The organism is Prevotella sp. HMSC073D09 (genome assembly GCF_001814145.1).
Classification (GTDB): Bacteria; Bacteroidota; Bacteroidia; order Bacteroidales; family Bacteroidaceae; genus Prevotella; species Prevotella conceptionensis.
Map to the genome: position 1 here is coordinate 47666 of NZ_KV815060.1, position 23285 is coordinate 70950.

Annotated in this window: 21 protein-coding genes and 1 pseudogene; 9 read left to right on the plus strand and 13 right to left on the minus strand. The window is 46.6% G+C overall.

What is annotated here, in order from left to right:
• Positions 1 to 1028 precede the first annotated feature (1028 nt).
• Positions 1029 to 1421, plus strand: a complete 393-nt coding sequence (locus HMPREF2955_RS03800) for an A1S_2505 family phage non-structural protein (RefSeq protein WP_070721227.1) — start codon at positions 1029 to 1031, stop codon at positions 1419 to 1421.
• Positions 1422 to 1600: 179 nt separating this feature from the next.
• Here the strand turns inward: HMPREF2955_RS03800 and HMPREF2955_RS03805 are convergent, their stop codons facing one another.
• The 4 genes from HMPREF2955_RS03805 to HMPREF2955_RS03820 all read right to left on the minus strand — a co-directional run bounded on the left by HMPREF2955_RS03805 (position 1601) and on the right by HMPREF2955_RS03820 (position 5200).
• Positions 1601 to 3583 carry a tetratricopeptide repeat protein gene (locus tag HMPREF2955_RS03805; protein WP_070721229.1) on the minus strand — a complete coding sequence of 661 codons (1983 nt, stop codon included), beginning with the start codon at positions 3581 to 3583 and terminating at the stop codon, positions 1601 to 1603.
• Between the two features lie 154 nt (positions 3584 to 3737).
• Positions 3738 to 4301 carry a peptide deformylase gene (def, locus tag HMPREF2955_RS03810; RefSeq protein ID WP_019187104.1) on the minus strand — a complete coding sequence of 188 codons (564 nt, stop codon included), beginning with the start codon at positions 4299 to 4301 and terminating at the stop codon, positions 3738 to 3740.
• The gene (gene ruvX / locus HMPREF2955_RS03815; protein ID WP_070721163.1) at positions 4298 to 4714 is read right to left on the minus strand and encodes a Holliday junction resolvase RuvX; all 417 of its coding nucleotides are present in this window, start codon (positions 4712 to 4714) and stop codon (positions 4298 to 4300) included. The genes def and ruvX overlap by 4 nt, the downstream gene beginning before the upstream one ends.
• A gap of 6 nt (positions 4715 to 4720) precedes the next feature.
• Entirely contained in the window at positions 4721 to 5200 is a 480-nt protein-coding gene (locus HMPREF2955_RS03820; RefSeq protein WP_009230068.1) for an SPOR domain-containing protein, read from the minus strand.
• 274 nt (positions 5201 to 5474) lie between these two features.
• On the opposite strand from HMPREF2955_RS03820, the gene HMPREF2955_RS03825 reads away from it, so the two are divergent.
• The 3 genes from HMPREF2955_RS03825 to HMPREF2955_RS03835 are packed head-to-tail and all read left to right on the plus strand — an operon-like array spanning position 5475 to position 6331.
• A complete protein-coding gene (locus tag HMPREF2955_RS03825; RefSeq protein ID WP_019187103.1) occupies positions 5475 to 5696 on the plus strand; it encodes a YtxH domain-containing protein in 222 nt (73 codons plus the stop codon).
• A 7-nt stretch (positions 5697 to 5703) separates the two neighbouring features.
• The gene (locus HMPREF2955_RS03830) at positions 5704 to 6051 is read left to right on the plus strand and encodes a hypothetical protein (RefSeq protein ID WP_009230070.1); all 348 of its coding nucleotides are present in this window, start codon (positions 5704 to 5706) and stop codon (positions 6049 to 6051) included.
• Between the two features lie 4 nt (positions 6052 to 6055).
• The gene (locus HMPREF2955_RS03835) at positions 6056 to 6331 is read left to right on the plus strand and encodes a hypothetical protein (RefSeq protein ID WP_044259830.1); all 276 of its coding nucleotides are present in this window, start codon (positions 6056 to 6058) and stop codon (positions 6329 to 6331) included.
• Between the two features lie 15 nt (positions 6332 to 6346).
• On the opposite strand, the gene HMPREF2955_RS03840 is transcribed toward HMPREF2955_RS03835, so the two are convergent.
• The 3 genes from HMPREF2955_RS03840 to HMPREF2955_RS03850 are packed head-to-tail and all read right to left on the minus strand — an operon-like array spanning position 6347 to position 9028.
• Complete coding sequence (locus tag HMPREF2955_RS03840) at positions 6347 to 7108, minus strand: MBL fold metallo-hydrolase (protein ID WP_070721164.1); 762 nt, start codon at positions 7106 to 7108, stop codon at positions 6347 to 6349.
• Between the two features lie 30 nt (positions 7109 to 7138).
• The gene (gene murB / locus HMPREF2955_RS03845; RefSeq protein ID WP_070721167.1) at positions 7139 to 8155 is read right to left on the minus strand and encodes a UDP-N-acetylmuramate dehydrogenase; all 1017 of its coding nucleotides are present in this window, start codon (positions 8153 to 8155) and stop codon (positions 7139 to 7141) included.
• Positions 8156 to 8170: 15 nt separating this feature from the next.
• The gene (locus tag HMPREF2955_RS03850; RefSeq protein WP_070721168.1) at positions 8171 to 9028 is read right to left on the minus strand and encodes a DUF4348 domain-containing protein; all 858 of its coding nucleotides are present in this window, start codon (positions 9026 to 9028) and stop codon (positions 8171 to 8173) included.
• Between the two features lie 200 nt (positions 9029 to 9228).
• Here HMPREF2955_RS03850 and pheS point away from each other — a divergent pair, with 200 nt between their 5' ends.
• A complete protein-coding gene (gene pheS, locus HMPREF2955_RS03855; protein ID WP_070721171.1) occupies positions 9229 to 10266 on the plus strand; it encodes a phenylalanine--tRNA ligase subunit alpha in 1038 nt (345 codons plus the stop codon).
• Positions 10267 to 10471: 205 nt separating this feature from the next.
• Here the strand turns inward: pheS and HMPREF2955_RS03860 are convergent, their stop codons facing one another.
• The 6 genes and pseudogenes from HMPREF2955_RS03860 to HMPREF2955_RS03885 all read right to left on the minus strand — a co-directional run bounded on the left by HMPREF2955_RS03860 (position 10472) and on the right by HMPREF2955_RS03885 (position 17957).
• Complete coding sequence (locus HMPREF2955_RS03860) at positions 10472 to 11827, minus strand: alanine/glycine:cation symporter family protein (protein ID WP_070721232.1); 1356 nt, start codon at positions 11825 to 11827, stop codon at positions 10472 to 10474.
• 429 nt (positions 11828 to 12256) lie between these two features.
• Positions 12257 to 12727, minus strand: a pseudogene (locus HMPREF2955_RS17135) (IS1380 family transposase); the annotation flags it as partial.
• Between the two features lie 1463 nt (positions 12728 to 14190).
• Positions 14191 to 15135, minus strand: a complete 945-nt coding sequence (locus tag HMPREF2955_RS03870; protein WP_246830061.1) for a DUF1266 domain-containing protein — start codon at positions 15133 to 15135, stop codon at positions 14191 to 14193.
• Positions 15136 to 15212: 77 nt separating this feature from the next.
• On the minus strand, positions 15213 to 15941 hold the full coding sequence (locus HMPREF2955_RS03875) for a DUF1266 domain-containing protein (protein WP_070721175.1): 729 nt from the start codon (positions 15939 to 15941) through the stop codon (positions 15213 to 15215).
• A gap of 22 nt (positions 15942 to 15963) precedes the next feature.
• Positions 15964 to 16812, minus strand: a complete 849-nt coding sequence (locus tag HMPREF2955_RS03880; RefSeq protein ID WP_070721179.1) for a M48 family metallopeptidase — start codon at positions 16810 to 16812, stop codon at positions 15964 to 15966.
• Positions 16813 to 17150: 338 nt separating this feature from the next.
• Positions 17151 to 17957 (minus strand): hypothetical protein, encoded by an 807-nt coding sequence (locus HMPREF2955_RS03885; RefSeq protein WP_070721182.1) that lies wholly within the window; start codon positions 17955 to 17957, stop codon positions 17151 to 17153.
• 430 nt (positions 17958 to 18387) lie between these two features.
• On the opposite strand from HMPREF2955_RS03885, the gene HMPREF2955_RS03890 reads away from it, so the two are divergent.
• The 4 genes from HMPREF2955_RS03890 to HMPREF2955_RS03905 all read left to right on the plus strand — a co-directional run bounded on the left by HMPREF2955_RS03890 (position 18388) and on the right by HMPREF2955_RS03905 (position 23188).
• Positions 18388 to 20004 carry an ABC-F family ATP-binding cassette domain-containing protein gene (locus HMPREF2955_RS03890; protein WP_070721185.1) on the plus strand — a complete coding sequence of 539 codons (1617 nt, stop codon included), beginning with the start codon at positions 18388 to 18390 and terminating at the stop codon, positions 20002 to 20004.
• Between the two features lie 76 nt (positions 20005 to 20080).
• Complete coding sequence (locus tag HMPREF2955_RS03895; protein WP_070721188.1) at positions 20081 to 20683, plus strand: nucleotide exchange factor GrpE; 603 nt, start codon at positions 20081 to 20083, stop codon at positions 20681 to 20683.
• Between the two features lie 25 nt (positions 20684 to 20708).
• Positions 20709 to 21881, plus strand: a complete 1173-nt coding sequence (gene dnaJ, locus HMPREF2955_RS03900) for a molecular chaperone DnaJ (RefSeq protein ID WP_070721191.1) — start codon at positions 20709 to 20711, stop codon at positions 21879 to 21881.
• The gene (locus HMPREF2955_RS03905) at positions 21881 to 23188 is read left to right on the plus strand and encodes a bifunctional folylpolyglutamate synthase/dihydrofolate synthase (protein ID WP_070721193.1); all 1308 of its coding nucleotides are present in this window, start codon (positions 21881 to 21883) and stop codon (positions 23186 to 23188) included. Before dnaJ ends, HMPREF2955_RS03905 begins: the two co-directional genes overlap by 1 nt.
• Positions 23189 to 23285: the final 97 nt, after the last annotated feature.

Below are 23285 nucleotides of genomic sequence, written 5' to 3' on the forward strand. Positions count from 1 at the left end.
GGTTCTAAAAGGTTTTGTTTATACAATTGCTATGAATGTTTATGCTTTTCGTCTTGCATTTTGCGGCAAATCTCACTGCATTTAGCACCATTTTGCCTTGCGTTTAGCACCATTTTGCCTTGCGTTTAGCACCAAAACGCCTTGCATTTAGCACTAAAACGCACTCCATTTTGCACCAAAACGCACTCCATTTTGCACCAAAACGCACTTAATTTTGCACCAAACAACCCCGAAACTGGTGCAAAGGACGTTTTCTTTAAATAAAAATTCATTTTGCCGCATGCACAACCTTACCCTATTTGGCACCGAAACAAACCTTCGCGAGAATCGATTTTTTGCGGTAAGGTGAGCAGTTGGTGGATAAAAAGGGCACTCATAGTGTTAAATTTCTTACTGAAAAGCTGACAATATTTGGTAAGTTGACGAGTGGACAAGTTAACGAGTGGACAAGTTGGCGAGTGGACAAGTTGGCGAGTGGATAAGTGAGCGGGTTAATCGTTCTTTTCTCGTTCCTCGAAAAGTGCGTTTTCTTGCCATGACAATGTTTGAGCAAGCTCGACATTGTTCATTTGGCTTAGCGAAAACGTTCATCTTTGCGTATTGTGACCTAAATACGTCCATTTTGACATAAGAACATAAGAACCACAAAGAAGTGCGCTTTACTTTTCCTCATTATGTGCCACAGGAAAGATGCTTTCAACTTGTAAAGAATATATTGAAAAATTTCTGCCAGGTCACCCTTTTTTGAGGCGCAGCCATGTTTTGCCACAGACGAATGGGGCGGAATTTCAGATTTCATCGTACCCTTGTGTGGCACTTCGTACAGGGGTGGGGAGCTTATCTTGGTATTACAGCACAAAGCCATAGGTTTCTCTCAATTTGTAGAAAGACTAAAAGCTAGGACGACTTCATTGTCGAAAAGGCCTTTCAGCTATTGCATCGTAAACGAAATAGGCGTAACTTTGCCAGTAAATAATGAACCAAAAGCATGTCATAGGCATCAAACCTACAAGAAAGGGGGAAACAAGATGAAACGATACACGGAAGAGCAAATAACAACACTCGCCCCAAACGAGATATTTGTGTTTGGCAGCAACATTCAAGGCTATCATGGCGGAGGTGCCGCACGCATGGCACTCAACAAGTTTGGTGCGGTATGGGGAAAAGGAGACGGACTGCAAGGCCAATCCTACGCCATCCCGACAATGGAAGGCGGAGTAGAAACAATACGCCCGTTTGTAGACAAGTTCATCAGCTTTGCAAGCAAGCACCCTGAGTACACATTCTTAGTTACAAGGATTGGGTGTGGCATTGCAGGCTTTACAGACGGTGAGATTGCCCCACTGTTTCAAAACGCCATTTCGATAACAAACATCATTCTACCCAAAACATTTGCTGATGTGCTTGAACAAACGAAATGAAATAGCCAACAGTTAAGGAGTCATTAACGTTGCTTAAAAACAATACAAAGTTGCTTGTACCGCAACTACAAGCCACTGGTAGCTCCACTACAAGCCGCTTGTAGCACCCGCGCAAAAGGGTTTGTAGTATATGGTTTGGCCAACAATGCTGTGGTAAAAAACGTTCTACGCGCCTACCTTTACTTCTTCTTTGCAGTCGTAGAACTGTTTTTCTTGATGATGTTGTATGCCGAATAAAGGCCTAGTTCGCCTGCCTTGCTAAGGTCTTTAATGCCTTGCGGGCGTTCGCCACGAGCAACATGGGCCAGTCCGCGATTGAAATAGGCCTCGGCAAACCGACTGTCTAGCTTGATGGCTGCCGTATAATCGGCAATGGCTTTATCGTTGTTGCCTTGGTTGTAGTACAAATTCGCCCTACAATAATATAGGTAAGCACTTTGAGGTTGTAGGGTTATGGCTCGGTTCAAGTCGGACAATGCGCCTGCTTCCAACAATTTAGCATCTGCTCCATTGGATGCTTTGAAACCGCTCATGGCCATTTGGCACACGGCCCGATGCCAATAGGCCAGGACGGAGGTGCTGTCTAGCGAGAGCAACGTTGTGAGGTCGGCTATCGCTGCATCGAAATTTTGCAGTGTTCCGTAGGTCACCGCACGCTGTAAGAGCAAGGCACGCAACTCAGCATTGTTGGCGTTGGCGCCTATTCTCTGCGTCAACGACTCGGCAAGGACAAAGAAATCTTTCGAGTGGCGTTCGTCTAACTGTTCGTTTCCACAGGCAACGTATAAGGGGCGGCCAAGTTTTGCCACGCAGTTAAACTGTTCTACGTCGCGGTCGAAAGCCTGATAAGAACGTATTCCGTTGGCGTATGGCACGAGCGAAAGGTGGAACATGGGCATGAGCGATGTGTTGGTGGCGTTGTCTTGCACGCGCCCGCGGTAACGACTTTCGTATTCATGTGCCACTTCGTTCTCGTCGCTCACCACCATTTGGTTGTACTTGTCCATATTTATCTCGCTACGCTTGCGCACTTCTTTCAGCTTGGCACGTGTCCAACGCGCCTGAACGCCCAACCGTTTGTCCATCTGTGCTTTGAAAATCTTAAACTCGTCGAGTTCGGCTTTGGCCACCATGCCCAGTCGGCGATAGCAACGGGCACGATAAGAAAGCCCTATCCAGAAGTTGGGAAACTGCTTGATGACCCTAGAATAGTCGTCGATAGCGGCGCGTATGTTACCCGTTTTCTCATGAAGTATGCCGCGATTGAACACGGCCATGAAGTTGTTTGGTTCCATCTTGATGATGAAATCGAAGTCGGCGATGGCCCTATTGTCGTCGCCCAGCTGCAAACGAAGTAGTCCGCGGTTGTAATGTCCAAGAAAATTGTTGGGGTCCAGTTCCAGTGCAAGGTCGTAATCGGCCATTGCTCCACGCAAGTTATTTAGGTTAACGCGAGCGATGGCGCGGTTGAGATAGTTGTCCACGCTCTTGGATTTCAGGTGAATGGCCTTTCCCAAGAACTCATCAGCCTCGCGCCATTGCTTTCGTGACAGACTTATGTAGGCTCTCATGGTCCATACATTGGCGTCGTATGGATCTAGTTTCAAGCCTTTGTCCAGCCATTCGGCCGCTTTCAGCGTGTCTTTCTCGTGCAAATACACCTCTGCGTTTAGGGTATAGGCATTGGCATAGTCGGCCCAACGCGACACAATTGTGTCAATATCGTGGTGCGCACCTGCATAATCCTTGCCGTTCATGCGGCAGGCAGCGCGATTATACCAATAGTTTCGGTTGCTCGGATTGAGCTTGATGGCGTGGTTGTAATCGGTTATTGCCTCTTGATACTTGCTTTGCCTGATGCGCGAGATGGCTCGAAGGTCGTAAATGTCCTCGATATAGGGGTTCAGACTGATGGCCTCGCCGGCATCCTCTTCGGCTCCCACGTAGTCGTCCAGATAGTATTTGGCGATGGCGCGGTATTGCCACGGCTGGTAAAGGTAAGGCCGAAGTGAGATTATCTGGTTGAAATATTGCATGGAAAGCACGTAGTCCTCGTAATGGAGGGCTATCTGTCCACTAGTCATCAGCCTATCTACGTTGAACTGCGCACGGGCAATGAACGCGACTAGTGCGAAAAAAACGAGTGCAATCTTTCTTCTCATGCAACCTATGGCAATAAATTCTGATGTAATACTGTTGGCGCTGTTAAGGCGCAAAGGTTGTTTTGCTTTTTCTCATTGCGATGAAAACGGTTTCACGTTCCCTGCAAAAGACAAACAAGTTTGGCTTTGCACGCTCGGATAAACGAAGAGGTGCTTAGCGCGTTGCTTGCTTCGTGCGGTATCCGCAGCGGAATTTGCCTTGTAGCAGTGCCTTCAATTTATTTTTAATGAGCTGCTTGCGGAAAGGCGAAAGGTGGTCGGTGAAGAGGATGCCGTCAAGGTGGTCTACCTCGTGTTGCAGCACGCGAGTGAGATAACCTTCAAACCATTCGTCGTGCGGCTTTAAGTCTTCGTCAACATATTGCATACGGATGCGCGTGTGTCTCGTTACCTTTTCGTGTATGCCTGGCAGCGAAAGGCAGCCTTCCTCTAAGCTCTCGGTAGGCGATTGCTCGTCAATCTCAACGATATGGGGATTGATAAACGCCTTTCTATAACCCTTATATTCAGGATAAGTCTCGGCTAACACGTCAAGGTCTACCACCAACAATCGGATGTCTAAACCAATTTGCGGTGCGGCCAGCCCGATGCCGTCGCTGGCTTCCATTGTTTCGAACATGCTTTGGATTAGTTCTTTCAAGTTGGGATAGTCCAACGGAATGTCTTGTGCCACCTTACGCAGCACCTGTTGTCCATATATATATACTGGTAATATCATCTTCTTCTTGATTCTAGATAACTTTGTAGAATGATTGTAGCGCTAATCTCGTCGACCAACGCCTTATCTTGGCGGGCTTTTTTCTTCAAGCCTCCGTCGATCATGGCCCGATGAGCCAACACCGACGTGAACCTTTCATCGTAATATACGACGGGTATTGTGGGGCACGCTTTCTTCCATCGCGCCACGAACTGCCTCACGCGTTCGAGGTTTTCGCTGGGTTGCCCATTAGTTTGTTTTGGTTCGCCCACAACGATCAGTTCCACCTCCTCCCGTTTGGTGTAGTCGAGCAGGAAGTCGACCAATGTAGACGAAGAAACTGTTACCAACCCGTTGCAAATGATTTGCAGCGGGTCGGTAACAGCGATGCCTGTTCTTTTCTGTCCGTAATCTACGGATAATATCCTGGCCACGTAGGTTTACTTTCTATATAGCAACCAAGCGTCGGGATAAGTAGCACGGAATTCATTTCTAGAGGTAACAGCATCGGCTTTCGATGTGAACGAGGCAGCCACAACGCGATACATGTTGCGGTCGGCATTGTATGCCAGACGTGCGTCGTGGCCTTCGCTCTTCAACTTATTGTAAAGCCCTTCGGCATTGGTCTTCAAAGAGAAAGACCCAACGACAACGCTGTAATCATTCAGGCCGGAACCGCTCACAACAGTGACGTTCTCTTGCCTTACTGAGGCGTTTTCAACACTCTCTTCCACGGTTATCTGTGTTGCGGGCGACTCCTCTACGGGCGTCACAACAGGCGCAGCGCTCTCACCAGACGTCTGCTCTTGCGACTTCGCCTTTTCGTAAGCCCTCTTGTAGGCACTTTCCTTGCTCGATCCACAGCTCGACAACATAAATGCAGCACACAAGCTGGCGCATAAAATCATACTTTTCTTCATCTTCTATCCTATTTAGAATTAAACTTACAATCGCTTTATGATGGGCGAAATTACAAAATATATAACTAAAACACGAGATATGCTCGCATAAAGTTTGTTAATTGAGCACTCTACACGCTTTTTAACATAAATAATGACGCAAAGATTTTGAGCTTTGTCATAGTTTTACTACATTTGCTTTTATATTGAATGCCATGAGGCTAGTATGCCTTTACAAAAGCGATCAATACTTATTTTATTAATACACATACATAAACAATTAAAAGCAAAAGGTATGAAAGCATTAGGTTACATTGGCGCATTCTTAGGCGGCGCCATCGCTGGTGCAGCCCTAGGGCTGCTTGTTGCTCCTGAAAAGGGCGAAGAAACACGTGGCAAAATATCGGATGCCGTTGACGACTTCTGCAAAAGACACAACCTCAAGTTGAGCCGCAAGCAGGTTGACGACCTTGTTGACGACATCAAGGACGCCGTTCCCGAGTCGATTGTTGAATAACATGGCCATGTTCTCGACAGACAACAACGTGCAAACCATCGGGCAACTCGTAGAGGTGCTCAAAGATTACATCGGGCTTCAAAAGGAATTTGTGAAGCTCGATGTAATCGAAAAGGTGGTGCGCCTCATCACCGTTGCCACCTTGTTGGGCATCCTCACGGCCTCGATACTGATGATTGCCATCTTCGGTTCGTTCGCCGCAGCCTACGCTTTGGCGCCAAAACTGGGCATGGCTGCCAGTTTCTGCATCGTGGCCGCCTTCTACTTGGTGCTCTTTCTGCTTATCTTCGCTTTCCGCAAGCAATGGATAGAGAAACCCGTGGTTAGAATTCTTGCAAGTATCTTAATGGATTAACATGATGGAAAACGAAACGATACAAACACCATCGTATAGGTCGCTAACACAGATAAGGGCCCGAAAGGAGGCCTTGAAAAAGCAAATTGAAGAGGAGGACGCGAAAATAAAGACGCTGTGGGATAAGCTGTTCCGACCCAACGAACAAGCGGACACCTCACCTTCCAAGCGTTTTACCGACGTGTTAAACACGGGAGCAGGCGTGTTAGACGCCCTTATATTAGGGTGGAAACTATATCGAAAGTTCAGCGGAAAGCCGCTTTTCAGACTAAAATGGTAAATGTGGGTCGGGTTTTTAAAGCTCGACCTGCATTCCATCATACCCAAATTCCACGCCGATAGGCAACCTTTTACTGGCCTTTTCGTGCAAACCAATCTGGTGAGTAAGGTGCGTTAGTATTGTTCGCCTTGCTCCTAACTGCCGTGAAAAGTCGATGGCCTCGCTCACCAATTGGTGAGAATGGTGTTCTTTTTCAAACCGCAAGGCATTTATTATCAGCACTTCCACATCTTTAAGGTACTGCAACTCGTCGTTGCCAATGGTCTTCATGTCCGTGATGTAGGCCAATTGGCCAAACCTGTAGGCTAAGATGGGCATCTGTCCGTGCAGCACCACGAAGGGCATCACGTTGATGTCGCCGAACGTTAAAGGCCGATGGGGTTCGATGGCATGCAGTTTCAGCAGCGGAACACCAGGATAAAGGTCGTCTGAAAAGCAATAAGGCATGTTGTGTTTCAACCCCTTTACGGTGTCTACGTTACCATAAAGGTGGATGTCGCCAAAGCTGCAATAGGGCCGCAGGTCGTCAATGCCACCCACATGGTCGTAATGTATGTGGGTAAGCAACACAGCATCGATGGGTCGAAAGGCTTGCGGCATCAGCTGCATGCGGATGTCGGGACCGCAATCTACCAGCACACGATGCTCTTTGCTTTCAACAAGCAATGCACATCGCATGCGTTTGTCTTTGGAATTGTCACTTCGACAAACCTCACAACCACAACCTAACACGGGCACACCGTTAGAAGTGCCCGTTCCTAATAACGTGAATTTCATTATAACGTGAATTTCATTATAACGTGAATTTCATTGTATGTTAACCTCCGGATAGATGTCTATGCCAAACTTTGCCTTCACATCAGCTTGTATTCGACGGCAAAGAGCCAGCACGTCGCTACCCTCGGCACCGCCCTTGTTCACCAAAACCAATGCTTGCTTATGATGAACGCCTGCCCTACCCAACGCCTTTCCTTTCCATCCGCATTGTTCTATCATCCAACCTGCGGGTATTTTCACCCTGTCGGCGTCTATTATATAATGTGGCATGTCGGGATAAAGGGCCAGTAAAGCCTCGAACTTACTTCGTTGCACGATGGGATTCATAAAAAAGCTGCCTGCATTACCCTCCACTTTGGGGTCAGGCAACTTAGCATTTCGAATGTCAATAATGGCCTGGCGCAGCTCTATGGCCGTGGGCACAGCGATGCCTTTCTCGGCCAATGCAGCCTTAATGTTGCCATAATCAAGATGTGGAACGAAGGTTCGACAGAGCCGATAGGTGACATGGGTGATGAAAAAACGATTTTTCCAATCGCGTTTAAAACGACTTTGGCGATAAGCATACTCGCATTGGGCATTGGTAAAGTGCACAATGCGGCCTGTTCCTATCTCTACGGCCTCCACAGTGGTTATCAAATCTTTCACCTCCGCACCGTATGCGCCAATGTTTTGTACAGCACTAGCCCCCACTTCGCCAGGAATAAGCGACAAGTTTTCGGCCCCATACAGGCCATCGGCCACGCATTGAGCCACCACCTCGTCCCACACCAACCCCGAACCGCAACGCAACAGCACATGTTCTTCGCCGTCATCGTGCTGCTCCATGTCCATAATGTGCGAATGTATTACCGTTCCGTCGAAGTCGCCCGTCAGCAACAGGTTGCTACCACCGCCCAAAATCAGCAGTCGTTCGTTGGCATTCACCAGCTTTGGCAAAGCCTTTTGCGCCTCTGCCACGGTATCGAAGGCCACATATCGCCTACACCTCGCCTTAATGCCAAAGGTGTTATGCGGCGTAAGATCGTAATCGTAATGCTCTGTCATGCACAAAATAAAAGCCTAGCTGTTAAACTTCACGAGTTTCCATTTGCCTTTCAACTTCTTGAAGTACATTTCTGTTTCCATACCATTGGCCACGCCACGGATAACAAACAGCTTGCGGTTGCTCTCCGTGTACTTCTGGCCATAGATAATGTTGTAAATCTCGCCCTTCGGAATAAGCCCCGGCTTGAACGATGGCCATTGTTCAGGCGAGATAGAACCAGTGATAGATCCGAAATCATCGTCGGGGTCGGGAGCGGTGAACTCAACCAAGGCGTTCAGGCTTTGAACCTGAAACGCACTGTCCGATGCAAAGCGTTGATAAAACTGCAAAAACGAGGCATTAGTGGTTTCGTACATGGCTTTTAGGTTCATCGACGTAAGCATCCACTGTCCGTTTACGCGGTTGAAGAGGAATTGCTTAACCGATTTGTTGTTGAAAGCAATCTTTTCAATAATCACATGGCTTATCGTTGTGTCTTTCACCAATTCCATCTGCTTGGCGTTATCGAAGATTAGCGTATAATAGCCCTGTTTCATAAAGAAGTGTTCCATGCGCCAATCTTTCTTTTCAATGCGTTTCGCCACCTTATCGTTTTGGTAAACGTCCAATGGGAACTTTACTCGCGCAAACTGCAACTTGCGGTTTGCAGCAAAGTTGAACACAAAGTCGTCGAACAATTCGTCTGCCGCCTTCGGCATGGGTTGTTCTTCGATAATACTCTCAAGCGTGTCGCGCGTTGCGGTATCGCCCACAATTGTATCAGTGCGCGTACTGTCGGCGGTTGTCGGTTTCTTATCCGTACAACCCGTGGTGGTGCTCCCCATCGCTATCAGTAGCACAACCATTATAGCAAAGAAAATAAGCTTCTTCATCCTCTTTCTTTTCGTTTCCTATACTCTTTTGTTAGTCTCTCAAATTATTCTTACGTAAAGTGGACAATTCGGCATGCGTTTTTCTGCACTGCCAAAATGTGTCCTAGTTGATGCAAAAGTACAACTTTATTTCCACACCATGTTTATTTCAATATAAAAATATTAACTTTGCATCCAAATTGTAATAACACAATAAAAAGATGATACTCGATAAAATAGACCAACTGTTGAACGAAGTGAACAATCTCTCGGCACAAAACGCCGAAGAAATTGAACAACTGCGCCTGAAATATCTCAGCAAAAAGGGTGAGATTACCGCCCTTATGGCCGACTTCCGTAATGTGGCTGCCGACCAAAAGAAAGCGGTGGGCATGAAAATCAACGAGTTGAAACAGCTTGCACAAGACAAGCTGAACGAACTGAAAGAGGCTGTGGGTACACAAAAGAAGGCCGAAGACGCACCCGACCTTACCCGTACACCCTACCCCATCAAGCTGGGAACACGACATCCGCTAACTATCGTGCGCAACAAAATCATCGATATCTTCCAACGAATGGGCTTTACGCTTGCCGAAGGACCAGAAATCGACGACGACCTGCACGTGTTTACCAAGCTGAACTTCGCGCCCGACCATCCCGCACGCGACATGCAGGACACCTTTTTTATCGAGACAAATCCCAGCGATGTAACGAAGAATGTTATTTTGCGCTCGCATACGTCTAACGACCAAAGCCGAGTGATGGAACGCCAACAGCCACCCATCCGCGTAATTTGCCCAGGACGAGTGTTCCGCAACGAGGCTATCTCGGCACGTGCGCACTGTTTCTTCCACCAACTAGAAGGCCTGTACATCGACAAGAACGTGTCGTTTACCGACCTAAAACAGGTGTTGCTCACCTTTGCTCGCGAACTTTTCGGTCCCGACACCGACATCCGCCTGCGTCCAAGCTATTTCCCCTTCACCGAACCAAGTGCAGAAATGGACATCTCTTGCCACATCTGCGGCGGCGAGGGCTGTGGATTTTGCAAACACACGGGTTGGGTTGAAATCCTTGGTTGTGGCATGGTAGACCCCAATGTGCTTGAAGCCTGCGGTATAGACAGCACCGTTTATTCGGGCTACGCCTTTGGCTTGGGCATCGAACGCATCACCAACTTGAAATATCACGTGGCCGACTTGCGCATGTTCTCCGAGAACGACGTGCGTTTCCTGCAAGAGTTCCAGTCGGCCAACTAAACCGCTTATAATGCGCGTTACCCATAAGCGGATATACAAACGAAAATACAACAGAAACCGTCGGCAGTGTTGCCGGCGGTTTCTGTTAATACCTCCGAGGTTCGTTTGACGGATTTGCACACGCAGAGGCCCGCATTGTCAAGCACACCTATATATTAAAAGGAGTGGTAGGCAAGCAAAAACCGCCACATTGCTGTTACACCTGTCAGATGTCCTCCGTATGCCTACGCTTCAAAAACGCCTTATACGTCTGCCGCACTTTCGGTGCAAGCACAACAATTGCAACAAGGTTTGGGATAACCACAAACCCGTTAAAGGTGTCGGCAAGCTCCCAAACAAGGTTTGCCGCAAACACCGAACCCACGAACACACACGCGATAACAACCAGCCTAAACGGCCTTACGCTACGCTGTCCAAAGAGATATTTCACATTCATCTCGCCGAAAATGTACCACCCCATAATGGTGGTGAAGGCAAAGAAGAAAAGGCTTATGGCTAGGAAAGCCAAGCCCGTGTTGCCAAAAGCATGCTCGAATGCAGCCTGGGTGATGGCCACCGACTGCAAGCTGCCGTCTTTATAAACACCCGTAACCATGATAACCAATGCCGTTGCCGTACATATCAACATGGTATCTACAAAAACCCCCGCCATGGCCACAAAACCTTGTATCGACGGGTCTTTAACGCTGGCCATAGCATGGGCATGCGGTGTAGAACCCATACCAGCCTCGTTAGAAAACAATCCGCGAGCCACCCCGTAGCGAATGGCACATGTCATCACCGTGCCAGCAGCTCCTCCTGCCGCCGACTTCATTGAGAATGCCTCGGTGAAGATAGCCTTGAAAACGGGAATAATCTGGTTGCCGAACATGAAAAGTATCACGATGGAACCCAGTATGTAGATTAACGCCATGAAGGGCACCACAAACTCGGCGATGCGCGTGATGCGCCTCTGACCACCCACGACAACCAATGCTACAAGTGCTGCAATAAGCGCGCCCACGAGATAAGGGCTAACGTTAAACGCAGACGTAACGGCCAGCGATATGGAGTTGGCCTGAACCATGTTGCCCACAAAGCTAAGGGCACAGATAAGTGCCACCGAGAAGAAGCAAGCCAACACCTTACTCTTCAACCCGTGGTGTATATAGTAGGCCGGTCCACCAACCACTTCGCCCTGCCTAACCTCCTTATACTTCTGCGCTAGCACTGCTTCAGAGAATATTGTGCCCATGCCCAATAACGCCGAGAGCCACATCCAAAAGATGGCGCCCATGCCGCCCATGGCTATTGCCGTGGCAACACCGCCTATGTTGCCCGTTCCCACCTGTGCAGCAACGGCCGTGGCGAGGGCTTGAAAAGAATTAACGTTGTTCTCCGCTCCCTTCTCGCGCTTCTTAAACAAACCTCCAAAAGCGTATTTAAAGGCCAAAGCCAAATGCCTTACTTGCGGAAAACCGAGATAAACTGTGTAGAAGACACCCACACAAAGCAGGGCGTACATCAGGAAATTATTCCACAGCACGCCGTTGAATGCTTTAACATAACCTATTAAATCCATACCGATTTCGTTTTTAGTCATTAAGGAATGTGCAAATATAGACATTATAACGGCACGCTGCAAGCAATTTCCGATTTATTTCGTGTTGACAAAATCTTTACTTATTGCCCAACAGAAAAACAGGCAAGCATCCTCTGTTCTGCATCTCGTGGCTAAAAGCTGGATTTGGCTTATGCCGCCACTTGTGGGACACAGCATAACAATAGGTTGCCGCGCCAACTATCGCATGGTGCTCGCGGTTTAGTTGCATTTAGTTTAACACCTCAATTCCGCAGCATTTTTCCTTGTGCCATATCTTTGAATATTGAGATGCCTTTGGGGGCACTGTACATTTATAGGAGAAACTTGTCTGGGTTCCTCTGGTCTGTCTAGGCATGAAATTCCCCACCCAAACCAATGGGGAACATGAAAACCACGAAGAGATGCCGTTCATTCAAGGAATATCTCGGCGTAGTAGGTCTTGTTCGTAGATAGGCTCTGAACGTTCTGCCTCCCCGTTCAAAACTATTTTGCCGGCACGCTGACAAAATGCAGGATGAAGGCTTTCAGTCTGCTCGTCTTTTTCAACGGCCCTACCTTTTCACTGATACGGCGGACGAGATAGAGGTAGAAGTTCTTCAGCATGGCGGTAACCATCATGAACACCATGTTCTCAGCCATGAAGGAAAAAGGCAGGTGCGCCCATCCGAAGTCTTTGTTCTGTATGTCGAGGTTCTTTTCGCTCGCAACACGTTCGTTTTAGAACGTGATGATGTCTTCCTCGGTAGATGTCCAGTCGTTGGTGAGGATGCAGCGGTATGCGTATATCACCCCGAAAATGTCCCTCCGTACCCTACCGCCCTTTTCCTTCATGGGACTTCGCTGTACGACGAGCCTGTACGACTTCCCTCCGATGAGGTTGTGTTTGACCTAATATTTCTTACTTAACTACTTCACAACTTACCAACATAAAAAAACAAACATCAGAACTCACGCACTCAACAACTCACAAACACCGTAACTTGTTAACTTAAAAAAGAATATTAACCTCATGAATCCACAAACTTATTAACCTATAACCCCATTAACTTACAAACTCATAAACTTACTAACTCGTAAATCAACCCCCGATAACTCAACAACTCAATAACACACAAACTTACAAACTTTTTCAACTTACAAACTCATCAAACTCATTAAGCCATCAAATCAAATCTTAAATTATTGCTTTTTATTTTACAAAAGCGCACTAATTTCAAGTCCGTTCTAGCGAAATTATAAGCTAAAAAGCAGGTAAATAGCCACGATTTCTAGTCTTTTACGCCTTGCGCCTTGTCTATTTTCAAGAAAAAGGGTGCATTTTGTACCATTTAGCCTTTCTAGTTTGGTTGCCAGCTCGTCATTTTTCAAGCCCAATTACATGCTTTTAGCCCCTAAAAACATACTTTTTAACGACTATTTCGCCCTTTTCGAGCATGTATTTAATGGATTTTAAAGGTTATATTTATACGATTGTAATGTGTTTTTATGCTTTTCGACTCGCATTTTGCATCAAAACACACTGCATTTAGCACCAAAACGCATTGCATTTAGCACCAAAACGCACTGCATTTAGCACCAAAACGCACTGCGTTTAGCGGCAAATAGCACCCAAACGGGTGCAAAAAGCGGTTATTTTAAATAAAAATTCATTTTGATGCACTCACAGGCTACCTCCTTATTGCATCAAAACCAACCTTCGCGAGAATCGATTTTTTGGGCGAGGTGAGCGATTGGTGAATGAAAAGGCACTCATAATGTTAAAATATTTACTAAAAATCGGACAAAAACCAACAAAAAGACAAGTTAATAAGTAGACTAATAAACGAGTAGACAAGAGAACAAGTAGACAAGAGAACGAGTTAGCAAGAAAACGAGTTGGCAAGAGAACGAGTAGGCAAGAGAACAAGTAGGCAAGAGAACAAGTAGACAGGAAAACGTGTAGACAAGAGAACAAGTAGACAGGCAAACGAGTAGACAAGAAAACGAGTTGGCAAAAAAGAGTAGACAAGAGAATGACTAGGCAAAGGAACGGTTAACAAGTGGATGAGAAGACAAGTTAATAAGTAGACGAGAAATTTCTCTCTTAACTTTCTCCACAGAACAAGTCTACATCAAAAAATTCTCTCTTAACTTTCTCCATGAAACTTTCTCCATAGAACTTTCTCCACAGAACAAGCCTACATCAAAATAATGTACGCTACTTGCATTGGCCGCTATCAGCGAAGTTTTATACAATCCGTTCGTCCTAAACTGGCCTCATCAATAAACATCAAGTCGTCTTTGCTTGTTACAATTAGCCCTTTACAGACTTAATTCGCTGCCTGCAAAGGGCCATTATCTGTTTATTTAGCAAAAGGGAAACTGTTCCAAGGACTCTTTGGGTTCTCAATCAGTTTCTTCACAACATTTGCCTGCATCTTCAATTGGATACCACTACCAAGCCAAAGGGCGTACCCAATGAGGTAACTCTTGCCATAATCTTCCCAAGAAGTGAGCGACTGATGGGCAAACTCGTCGGCAGCATCTACATATTGCCACATTTCTTCCTCGCTGATATACTTACACTCGGCACACAAACGAGCGAGATATACTAGGATAGAAACGTAATAACCATCTGCCCCAATACGCACAAAGTCTGTTTCGTCCTTAACTATTCCTAGTTTCACGAGTTTAGGCATCATCTTAAAAGCATTCTCTATCTGTTTGGCACAAGCCCGCGCGTCTTTATCCAACACAAAGGTGTCGTTGAGATACTTATCGATAGGTTGCTGCTCTTTAAGTTTGAAAGCTTCGCCGATATGTGGTATAAAGTTTTTTGTACAAGCGACCTTAAAGTCGTTTAATAAGTTGATAGCCGAGTCGTGCCCGTCAACGTCCCAATGCTCCTTTAAGTAATCCTCACGCTCTGTTCGGGCCATACCTGTCTTGAGGCTGTTCAATATCACTTTATCGTATGCTGCACTTACACTGCTCAAAAGCATCTTACGCTGTTGATCTTTGGTTAATGTGGTTTTATCATCCATACGTAGGCCACCAAATATTTTAAGCACAAGGCTTTTTAATTCGGTCATGTAAATATACAATCCGCCCAAAATGGCAATGGCAACAACGCCATAAATAATCCAAGTTAACGGACCGCTTTCGACATCATCCGAACCTCCACCACGTACCCTTATGCGAAATCTAGCAGCAGCGGCAACTTGTTGTGCGACGAGACACAACATGAACATCAAACTAACAATGGTTTTCTTTTTCATAGAATTACTCTTCACGATATTAATATTCATTGATTATATCTTGTCCGCCGAAAAAAGCACGGCGGACAAGAACTTATATTAGGTTCTATTAGCTTAACAATTGCTTATTATGCAAAAGGAACTCCTTTCCAAGGACTCTTCGCACTGGAATACATATCCTTTGCATGGCCGGCCATCACTTCAAAGTAGTTGGCTGTTCCACACCACAAGCAACGCCCAATGATGTAGCTCTTGCCGAAATCTTCCCAAGAAGTAAGCGTTTGGTGGGCAATTTCGTCGGCTGCATCAATGTATTGCCACATTTGTTCGTCAGTGATATACTCGTGTTCACGACACAATCTGGCCATGAACACCAACCTACCAGCATCCCAAGCATCAGGTCCGATACGTACGAAGTCGGCTTGGTCTTTAATGAGTTGTACCTTTATTAAAGAGTCGATAGAGCCAAAAGCAAACTGAACTTGTTCCCAACAGTCGCGCATGTCATCTTCATCTTCAAGATTTTCGGTGATGTACTGCTGGATAGCGCGCTTGTTTTGAAGTTTCAGAGCTTCTACAACAAGGGGAAAGAAACGGCGTGTACCTGCGTGTTGCAGATAGTCGAGCGTATCAATTGCCGATTCTTTATCGGTAATACCCCAGCCCTGGCCAAACATTTTCTGCCTTCCGCCATACGACATTCCCGTCTTAACAACGTTCATAAATGTGCCTTTCTGTGCAGAAAAGACACCACTCAAAAGCAGTTTTCGCTGCTGTTCTTTGCTCAACGTAGTGGTTTCGTCTATACGAAAGCCACCAAATATGGCATAATAGAAAGATGAAAAAAATGAAAACATACTTGGTTTAGTGTAATGAACGTTACTTTTTCTTGCCTTTTACAACCTTCTGTGCAGTTGTTTTCTCTGGCATCTTATTCTCAGGACGTGTAAAGCCGTCTTTCTTAGCGCGCTCGCTCATGGTTTTGATACGCTTGTCGAGGTCGGGGTGAGAAGAGAACATACGTTTCCATTTGCTGTCTTTCTGGTAGCCTGCATCTTCTTCAAGTTTCTTCAACTTCTCGAACGACAAAGCAATAGCCCAAGGGTTCTTGTTGTTCTTCTTCAAGAACTCGTAGCCGTAAGAGTCGGCATTGCTTTCTTGTTTTTGCGAGTAAGTGGCGTTCAGTAGTGCTTCGCCAAGGTCGCCAAGCTGCGAGTCGGTAAGTGCGGCAGCCTTACCATTGGTTGAAGACACGCCGTCTTTTAATGCCGAAGTAAGCAGAGCTGTACGGAATCCGTTCTTTGAATCCTTGTGGGCAACGTGTCCAATCTCGTGTCCGATAACACCAAGCAGTTCTTCGTCGGTCATGATGTCCATCAAAGAAGAGAATACACGCACGCTACCGTCGGCACATGCAAAGGCGTTCACGTCTACAACATAGTACACTTTAAAGTTCAAAGGAATGCCTTCTACTTCTGTCAGCCCTGCGGTAAGTTTCTTCAAACGGATGGCGTAAGGGTTGTCGTCGGGACAAACTTGATTGTGTTTGTCCATCCAATCAATGTATTCCTTAACGTAATTCACCACATCGGCATCAGTCAAAGTTACAGCTTTGGCAGCTTTTGCTGCTCCGCCAACTGCCTTTTTAAGGTTAAACTGGGCCATTGCTGGCATTGTGCTCAACATACAGAAAGCAACAACGAACAAAAGAGATAATGTTTTTTTCATAAAAAAAATGTCTTTTAAAAGGTAAATTATATCGCAAAGGTATATAAAAAAGTGTTAGCTGCGCACCGTTTCCGATTTTTTAACGCAATTTATTCAATAGAATTTATGTCTAGTCCCATATCTAAGGGCAATCAAGCAGCTCTTAACAGGGTTCTTTTACTCCCAAAAAAACGGTCAAAACGATACCCTTTTCACCCTTAAAACACATCTTTATAACTTACTAATAATCAAGCAAAGCCATTGCAAACCTTTCATATTTACGTCTATCTTTTATATTTTTTTTCTAAAAATACGCGTAAGTATTGAACCTGACATAGTAGTGTGTTAAAGCCGAAATGCTAAATTCTGTAACCTTCAATAAGCATCCCAAGCGTTGCAGGTAGTTTCTTAAAAGTGCCTTTAACTAGGTTACGGACATAAGAAGAACGCAGATGAGCAGGAAAATGAAGTGTCCCGGAATTAGAACCCGACACAACAGACACGCCTACATAATAAGTATTGCCCCGCTTTAAGGTGATGTCCCCTTGCGTTTTAATCTTAATGTGTGTGTTTTGGTTTGTGGGGGTCAATGCTAGATAAAGGGGTTTTGACTGAACAGGCTCGAACTTTTCGCCATGAACCTCGTACACAATAAGGCGAACAACACATTGATGATACGTACACTCCTCCACTTTCATGTCGAAACTCGCCACCACATAGTCTCTTTTCACACTAAACAATGGTCCCATTTCTACCTTTCCCTGCTGTTCTTTCCCAAATGCGGCATCGCCAGGGAGTTTCATTCCACGCCCTACAATTGTTTCCAGCTTTGTCTGCTTAGCAACAATGTCTACGCTACCCAAATTATACGCCCGTTCTTCTAGCATAACGTTCACATATCCTTGCTGAAACACACTGGGCGGAACTAGTTTCGTTTTAAAGCTTATGTGGCTAACGTTTATGTCGGCTGTAACGCTACGTGGTAACTGCAAATTAAAGTGTCCATCAGCATCCGAAATGCAAAACAGGCTGTCCACGCTAATTGTTGCGTACTCTATACCATGCCCACTAGCATCTACAACTCGCCCCGTTACTTTCGTCTGACCATTAGAAGGCAACACGAAAGCGAGATTTAATACGATAAAAAGAAACAAGAACCTTTTCATGCGCTATTGAATTAAATGATAAAGACTAGAAGAGACCACCAATATCAGAAAACAAAAATACAAAAATAAAACGAAACACTTACGATATCTAATCACAAATAAACTTCAAATAAGGTCTGACAGCACATCTATCGTCCCCAACAGCACACACAAGCCCCCAACTGCAAGCAACCAAGTCGCCTTTGAACACTTTTGTTCGCAAGCCCAAACGCCTCGTCGAAAACCTAATTAGCCAACCAAGCAAAGCACGTTATATGCCACAACCACACGCCAATGCAAGCCGAGAAAACAAGGCGACAGGATGTTCAAGCCGCCATTAATTTGCATAATCCAATGAAAACCACTACCTTTGCATGGTTGTATCCGATAAATTTGTCGGCAAACAATACCCATTCAAGTTGTACGTAATTACAAATCAAGATAAAAGAGAATGATAACTGTTACAAATCTTGCTATTCAATTCGGTAAGCGAGTGCTCTACAAAGACGTGAATATGAAGTTCACATCAGGAAATATTTATGGTATCATCGGAGCCAACGGAGCGGGTAAGTCAACCCTTCTCAAAGCTATCAGCGGAGAACTGGAGCCCAACAAGGGAACTGTTGAGCTAGGACCAGGCGAGCGCCTCTCTGTTTTGGATCAAGATCACTTTAAGTTCGACGAATATCGCGTTATCGACACCGTTCTGATGGGCCACGAAAAGCTGTGGAAGAACATGAAAGAACGCGAGGCACTATATGCCAAAGAGGAAATGACCGAAGAAGACGGAAACCGCGCGGCCGTGCTGGAAGAAAAGTTTGCAGAGATGAACGGCTGGGAGGCCGAAAGCGACGCAGCGCAGATGTTGAGCAACTTGGGCGTAACCGACGCTTTGCACTACAAGCAGATGAGCGACCTATCGAACAACGAGAAGGTGCGCGTGATGTTGGCAAAGGCACTTTTTGGCAACCCCGACAACTTGTTGCTCGACGAGCCTACCAACGACTTGGACCTCGACACCGTGAACTGGCTGGAAGAATACTTAGGTAACGTGGAGCAAACGGTGCTTGTGGTTAGCCATGACCGCCACTTCCTCGATGCTGTGAGTACCCAAACGGTGGACATCGACTTTGGAAAGGTTACCATTTTCTCGGGTAACTACTCGTTCTGGTACGAAAGTTCGCAGCTAGCTTTGCGCCAAGCGCAGAACCAAAAGCAAAAGGCCGAAGAGAAACGAAAGGAATTGGAGGAGTTCATCCGTCGTTTCTCAGCCAATGTGGCAAAGAGTAGGCAAACCACTTCGCGTAAAAAGATGCTCGAAAAGCTTAACGTTGAAGAGATCAAACCTTCGAGCCGCAAATATCCCGGCATCATTTTCCAGATGGAACGCGAACCAGGCAACCAAATATTAGAGGTAGAAGGCCTCAAAGCAACCGACAACGAAGGCAACGTTTTGTTTGACAACGTGTCGTTCAACGTGGAGAAAGGGCAAAAAGTGGTGTTCCTCAGCCACAATCCCAAGGCCATGACGGCACTCTTCGAGATTATCAACGGCAACCGCGAGGCCGAAGCAGGCGCTTACAAGTGGGGTGTAACCATCACCACGGCCTATCTTCCGCTAGACAACACGGCGTTCTTCGACAGCAAACTCAACCTTGTAGACTGGCTTAGCCAATACGGCCCGGGTAACGAGGTGGTAATGAAAAGCTATCTAGGGCGCATGCTCTTCTCGGGCGAAGACGTGTTGAAAGAGGTGAACGTGCTATCGGGAGGCGAGAAAATGCGTTGCATGATTGCGCGCATGCAAATGAAGAACGCCAACTGCCTGATACTCGACACGCCCACCAACCACCTCGACTTGGAAAGCATTCAGGCCTTCAACAACAACCTCGTTGGCTTTAAGGGTAACATTCTCTTTGCCAGCCACGACCACCAATTCATACAGTCTATTGCCGACCGTATCATCGAGCTTACGCCAAATGGCACCATCGACAAGTTGATGAGCTACGACGATTACATCTACGACCCTGCCATTAAGGAGCAAAGGGCTAAAATGTATAATGCCTAAAACAGGTTGGCAAGGTATTTGCTAAGTTACTTTACAGATACGATTAAAACAGTAAACAAACAAATACGCATTTGGAATGAACGACAATATGACAGACGAAAACATGAAAAAGAAGGCCAATGGCAACCTCGACAACAACGAGGAGGCTGTTGACCTAAATCAAGATGCACCCCAAGAAGAAACCAACGAGCCACAAGAACAGCCGCAACAAACCGAAGAGGAACCCCAAACGGAGGAAGAGAACCTGGCTAAACAACTCGAAGAGTTGAAAGACAAGTATCTACGTACCGTGGCCGAGTTCGAGAATTTCAAGCGTCGCACGCTAAAAGAAAAGGCCGAACTCATTCTCAACGGCGGCGGAAAAACCATCACGGCTATACTACCCATCATCGACGACATGGAAAGAGCCATAGAAAACGCACACAAACAAGAGTGTGTAGATGCTGTGGAAGAGGGATGGGAACTGATTTACAAGAAATTGCTCAGCACGCTCGAAGGAATGGGCGTGAAGAAAATGGAGGTAGACGGGAAAGACTTTGACGTTGACTTCCACGAGGCCGTGGCAATGGTGCCAGGCATGGGAGATGAAAAGAAAGGAAAAATCATCGACTGCCTGCAAACGGGATATACCCTTAACGATAAGGTGATAAGGCATGCCAAAGTGGCGGTTGGACAATAATTGATGGGGCTGGAAAGGAAAGAAAATGGCTAAAAGAGATTATTATGAAGTGCTGGGCGTTGACAAAAACGCCTCGGAAGACGAGATAAAAAAAGCTTATCGCAAACTCGCCATCAAATATCACCCCGACAAGAACCCCGGCGACAAAGACGCGGAAGCGAAGTTTAAGGAGGCTGCCGAGGCTTACGACGTGCTACACGACCCCGAAAAGCGCAAGCAATACGACCAATTTGGGTTCGATGGGCCTGCCGGCATGGGCGGTAGTGGTGGATTTGGCGGTGGCGCCAGCATGGATATGGACGACATTTTCTCCATGTTCGGCGACATCTTTGGTGGACATGGCGGCTTTTCTGGTTTCTCCGGTTTCGGCGGAGGGACTAGATCAAGGCAGCATGTGCAATTCAGAGGCAGCGATTTGCGACTGAAAGTGCGACTAACTCTGCAAGAAATAGCAACGGGCATCACCAAAAAGTTTAAGGTTAAGAAAGATGTAACCTGTACACACTGCCACGGAACAGGAGCAGAAGCGGGTAGCGGAACGGAAACTTGCCCCACTTGCCACGGTCAAGGCATCGTTACCAAGACCGTTAGAACCATGTTGGGCATGATGCAAACGCAAACCGAATGCCCAACGTGTCACGGAGAAGGAACGGTTATCAAGAACCCGTGCCAAACTTGTCACGGAACGGGTGTAACCAAGGGCGAAGAAGTGGTGGAAATTAAAATACCTGCCGGCGTAGCCGAAGGAATGGTCGTGAATGTACCCGGTAAAGGCAACGCAGGTAAGCGCAACGGCATAACTGGAGACATACAAGTATGTATTGAGGAAGAGCCTAACGACACTTTTGTTCGCGACGGCAACGACCTTATATATAATGAACTGCTAGATTTCCCCACGGCTGCATTGGGCGGAAGCCTCGAAATACCATTGGTAGACGGTGGAAAGGTGCGCATGAAGGTTGCACCAGGCACACAACCCGGCACGGCATTGCGCCTGCGCGGTAAGGGATTGCCCTCTGTTCAAGGTTACGGACCTGGCGTGGGCGACCTCATCGTTAACCTGAGCGTGTATGTGCCCAAAACGCTGTCCGGCGAAGAAAAGGCTTGCTTGGACAAACTAGCCCAAAGCGACAACTTTAAAGGCGACAGAGTTACCAAGCAAACGATATTTCAGAAATTCAAGAATTACTTTAACTGATGAATTATCAGGAGACAATTCAGTACCTTTACAATAGCACCCCTGTTTTCGAACATGTGGGTGCTTCTGCATATAAGGAGGGTTTAGACAATTCGCTAGCGTTAGATTCACACCTGGGCGTACCTCATCACGCCTTCAAAAGCATCCATGTGGCAGGTACGAACGGCAAAGGTTCTACCGCACACACGCTTGCCGCCATACTACAAGCCTGCGGTTACCGCGTAGGCCTATACACTTCGCCACATTTGGTAGACTTCCGCGAACGCATTCGCATCAACGGCGAGCCGCTTTCAGAATCTTATGTTGTGGATTTCGTTGCCCAACACCGTGCATTTTTCGAACCTCTTCACCCCTCGTTCTTCGAACTGACCACCGCTATGGCTTTCAGTTATTTTGCCGAAAGCCATGTAGATGTGGCCGTTATCGAAGTAGGGTTGGGCGGTAGGCTCGACTGCACCAACATCATTAGCCCCATTCTCTCGGTCATCACCAACATCAGTCTAGATCATACGGGCTTTCTGGGCAACACATTGGCTCAAATTGCCGTCGAAAAAGCGGGTATCATCAAGCCCAATACCCCCGTGGTGGTGGGCGAAACCACTGTGGAGACACGACAAGTGTTTGAAAATACTGCGAAAGAACGGCATGCGCCTGTGGTGTGGGCCGAGCAAAATCCCGAAGTTTTGCAGTGGCAACACCGCAACGAGAGGGGTATCAGTCTGCAAACACGCAGTTTTGGCAACATCGTTTTCGAACTAGGTGGCAACTATCAGCACCACAACGCCAACACCATCTTAACCGCCGCGCGGCAATTGCAGGCCTTGGGCTTTGACATAACCGCCAAAGAGGTGGGCCAAGGCATGGCCACGGTATGCCAATCAACAGGCTTACAAGGGCGTTGGCAAATCTTAGGGCATGCACCCTTAGTGGTTTGCGACACAGGCCACAACGTTGCAGGTTGGCAATACCTTAGTCCGCAAATTCGTGCACAAAGCTATCGCACGCTCAGAATGGTGTTCGGCATGGTAGACGACAAGGATTTAGACACAGTTCTAACCCTTTTGCCCAAAGAGGCAACCTATTATTTCACGCAAGCAAGCACACATCGCGCCATACCTAGTGAGGTTGTGGCGCAAAAAGCCGAACAAAACGCATTGCACGGCTCTATATATAATAATGTGTATGCAGCTTACAAGGCCGCACTAAGCGATGCCGCAAAAGACGATTTCGTATTTGTTGGCGGCAGCAGTTTTGTGGTGGCCGATTTGCTTTCAAACCTTAAAATGTGCTCAGAAAACACGGAATAAGACATGCCAGAGAAGAAAGCAAAATCTACTTCAAACCTTTAAAAACGCGCACAAACCTACCAATATCAAACCATATATTATCAAAAAGAAAGCGGCG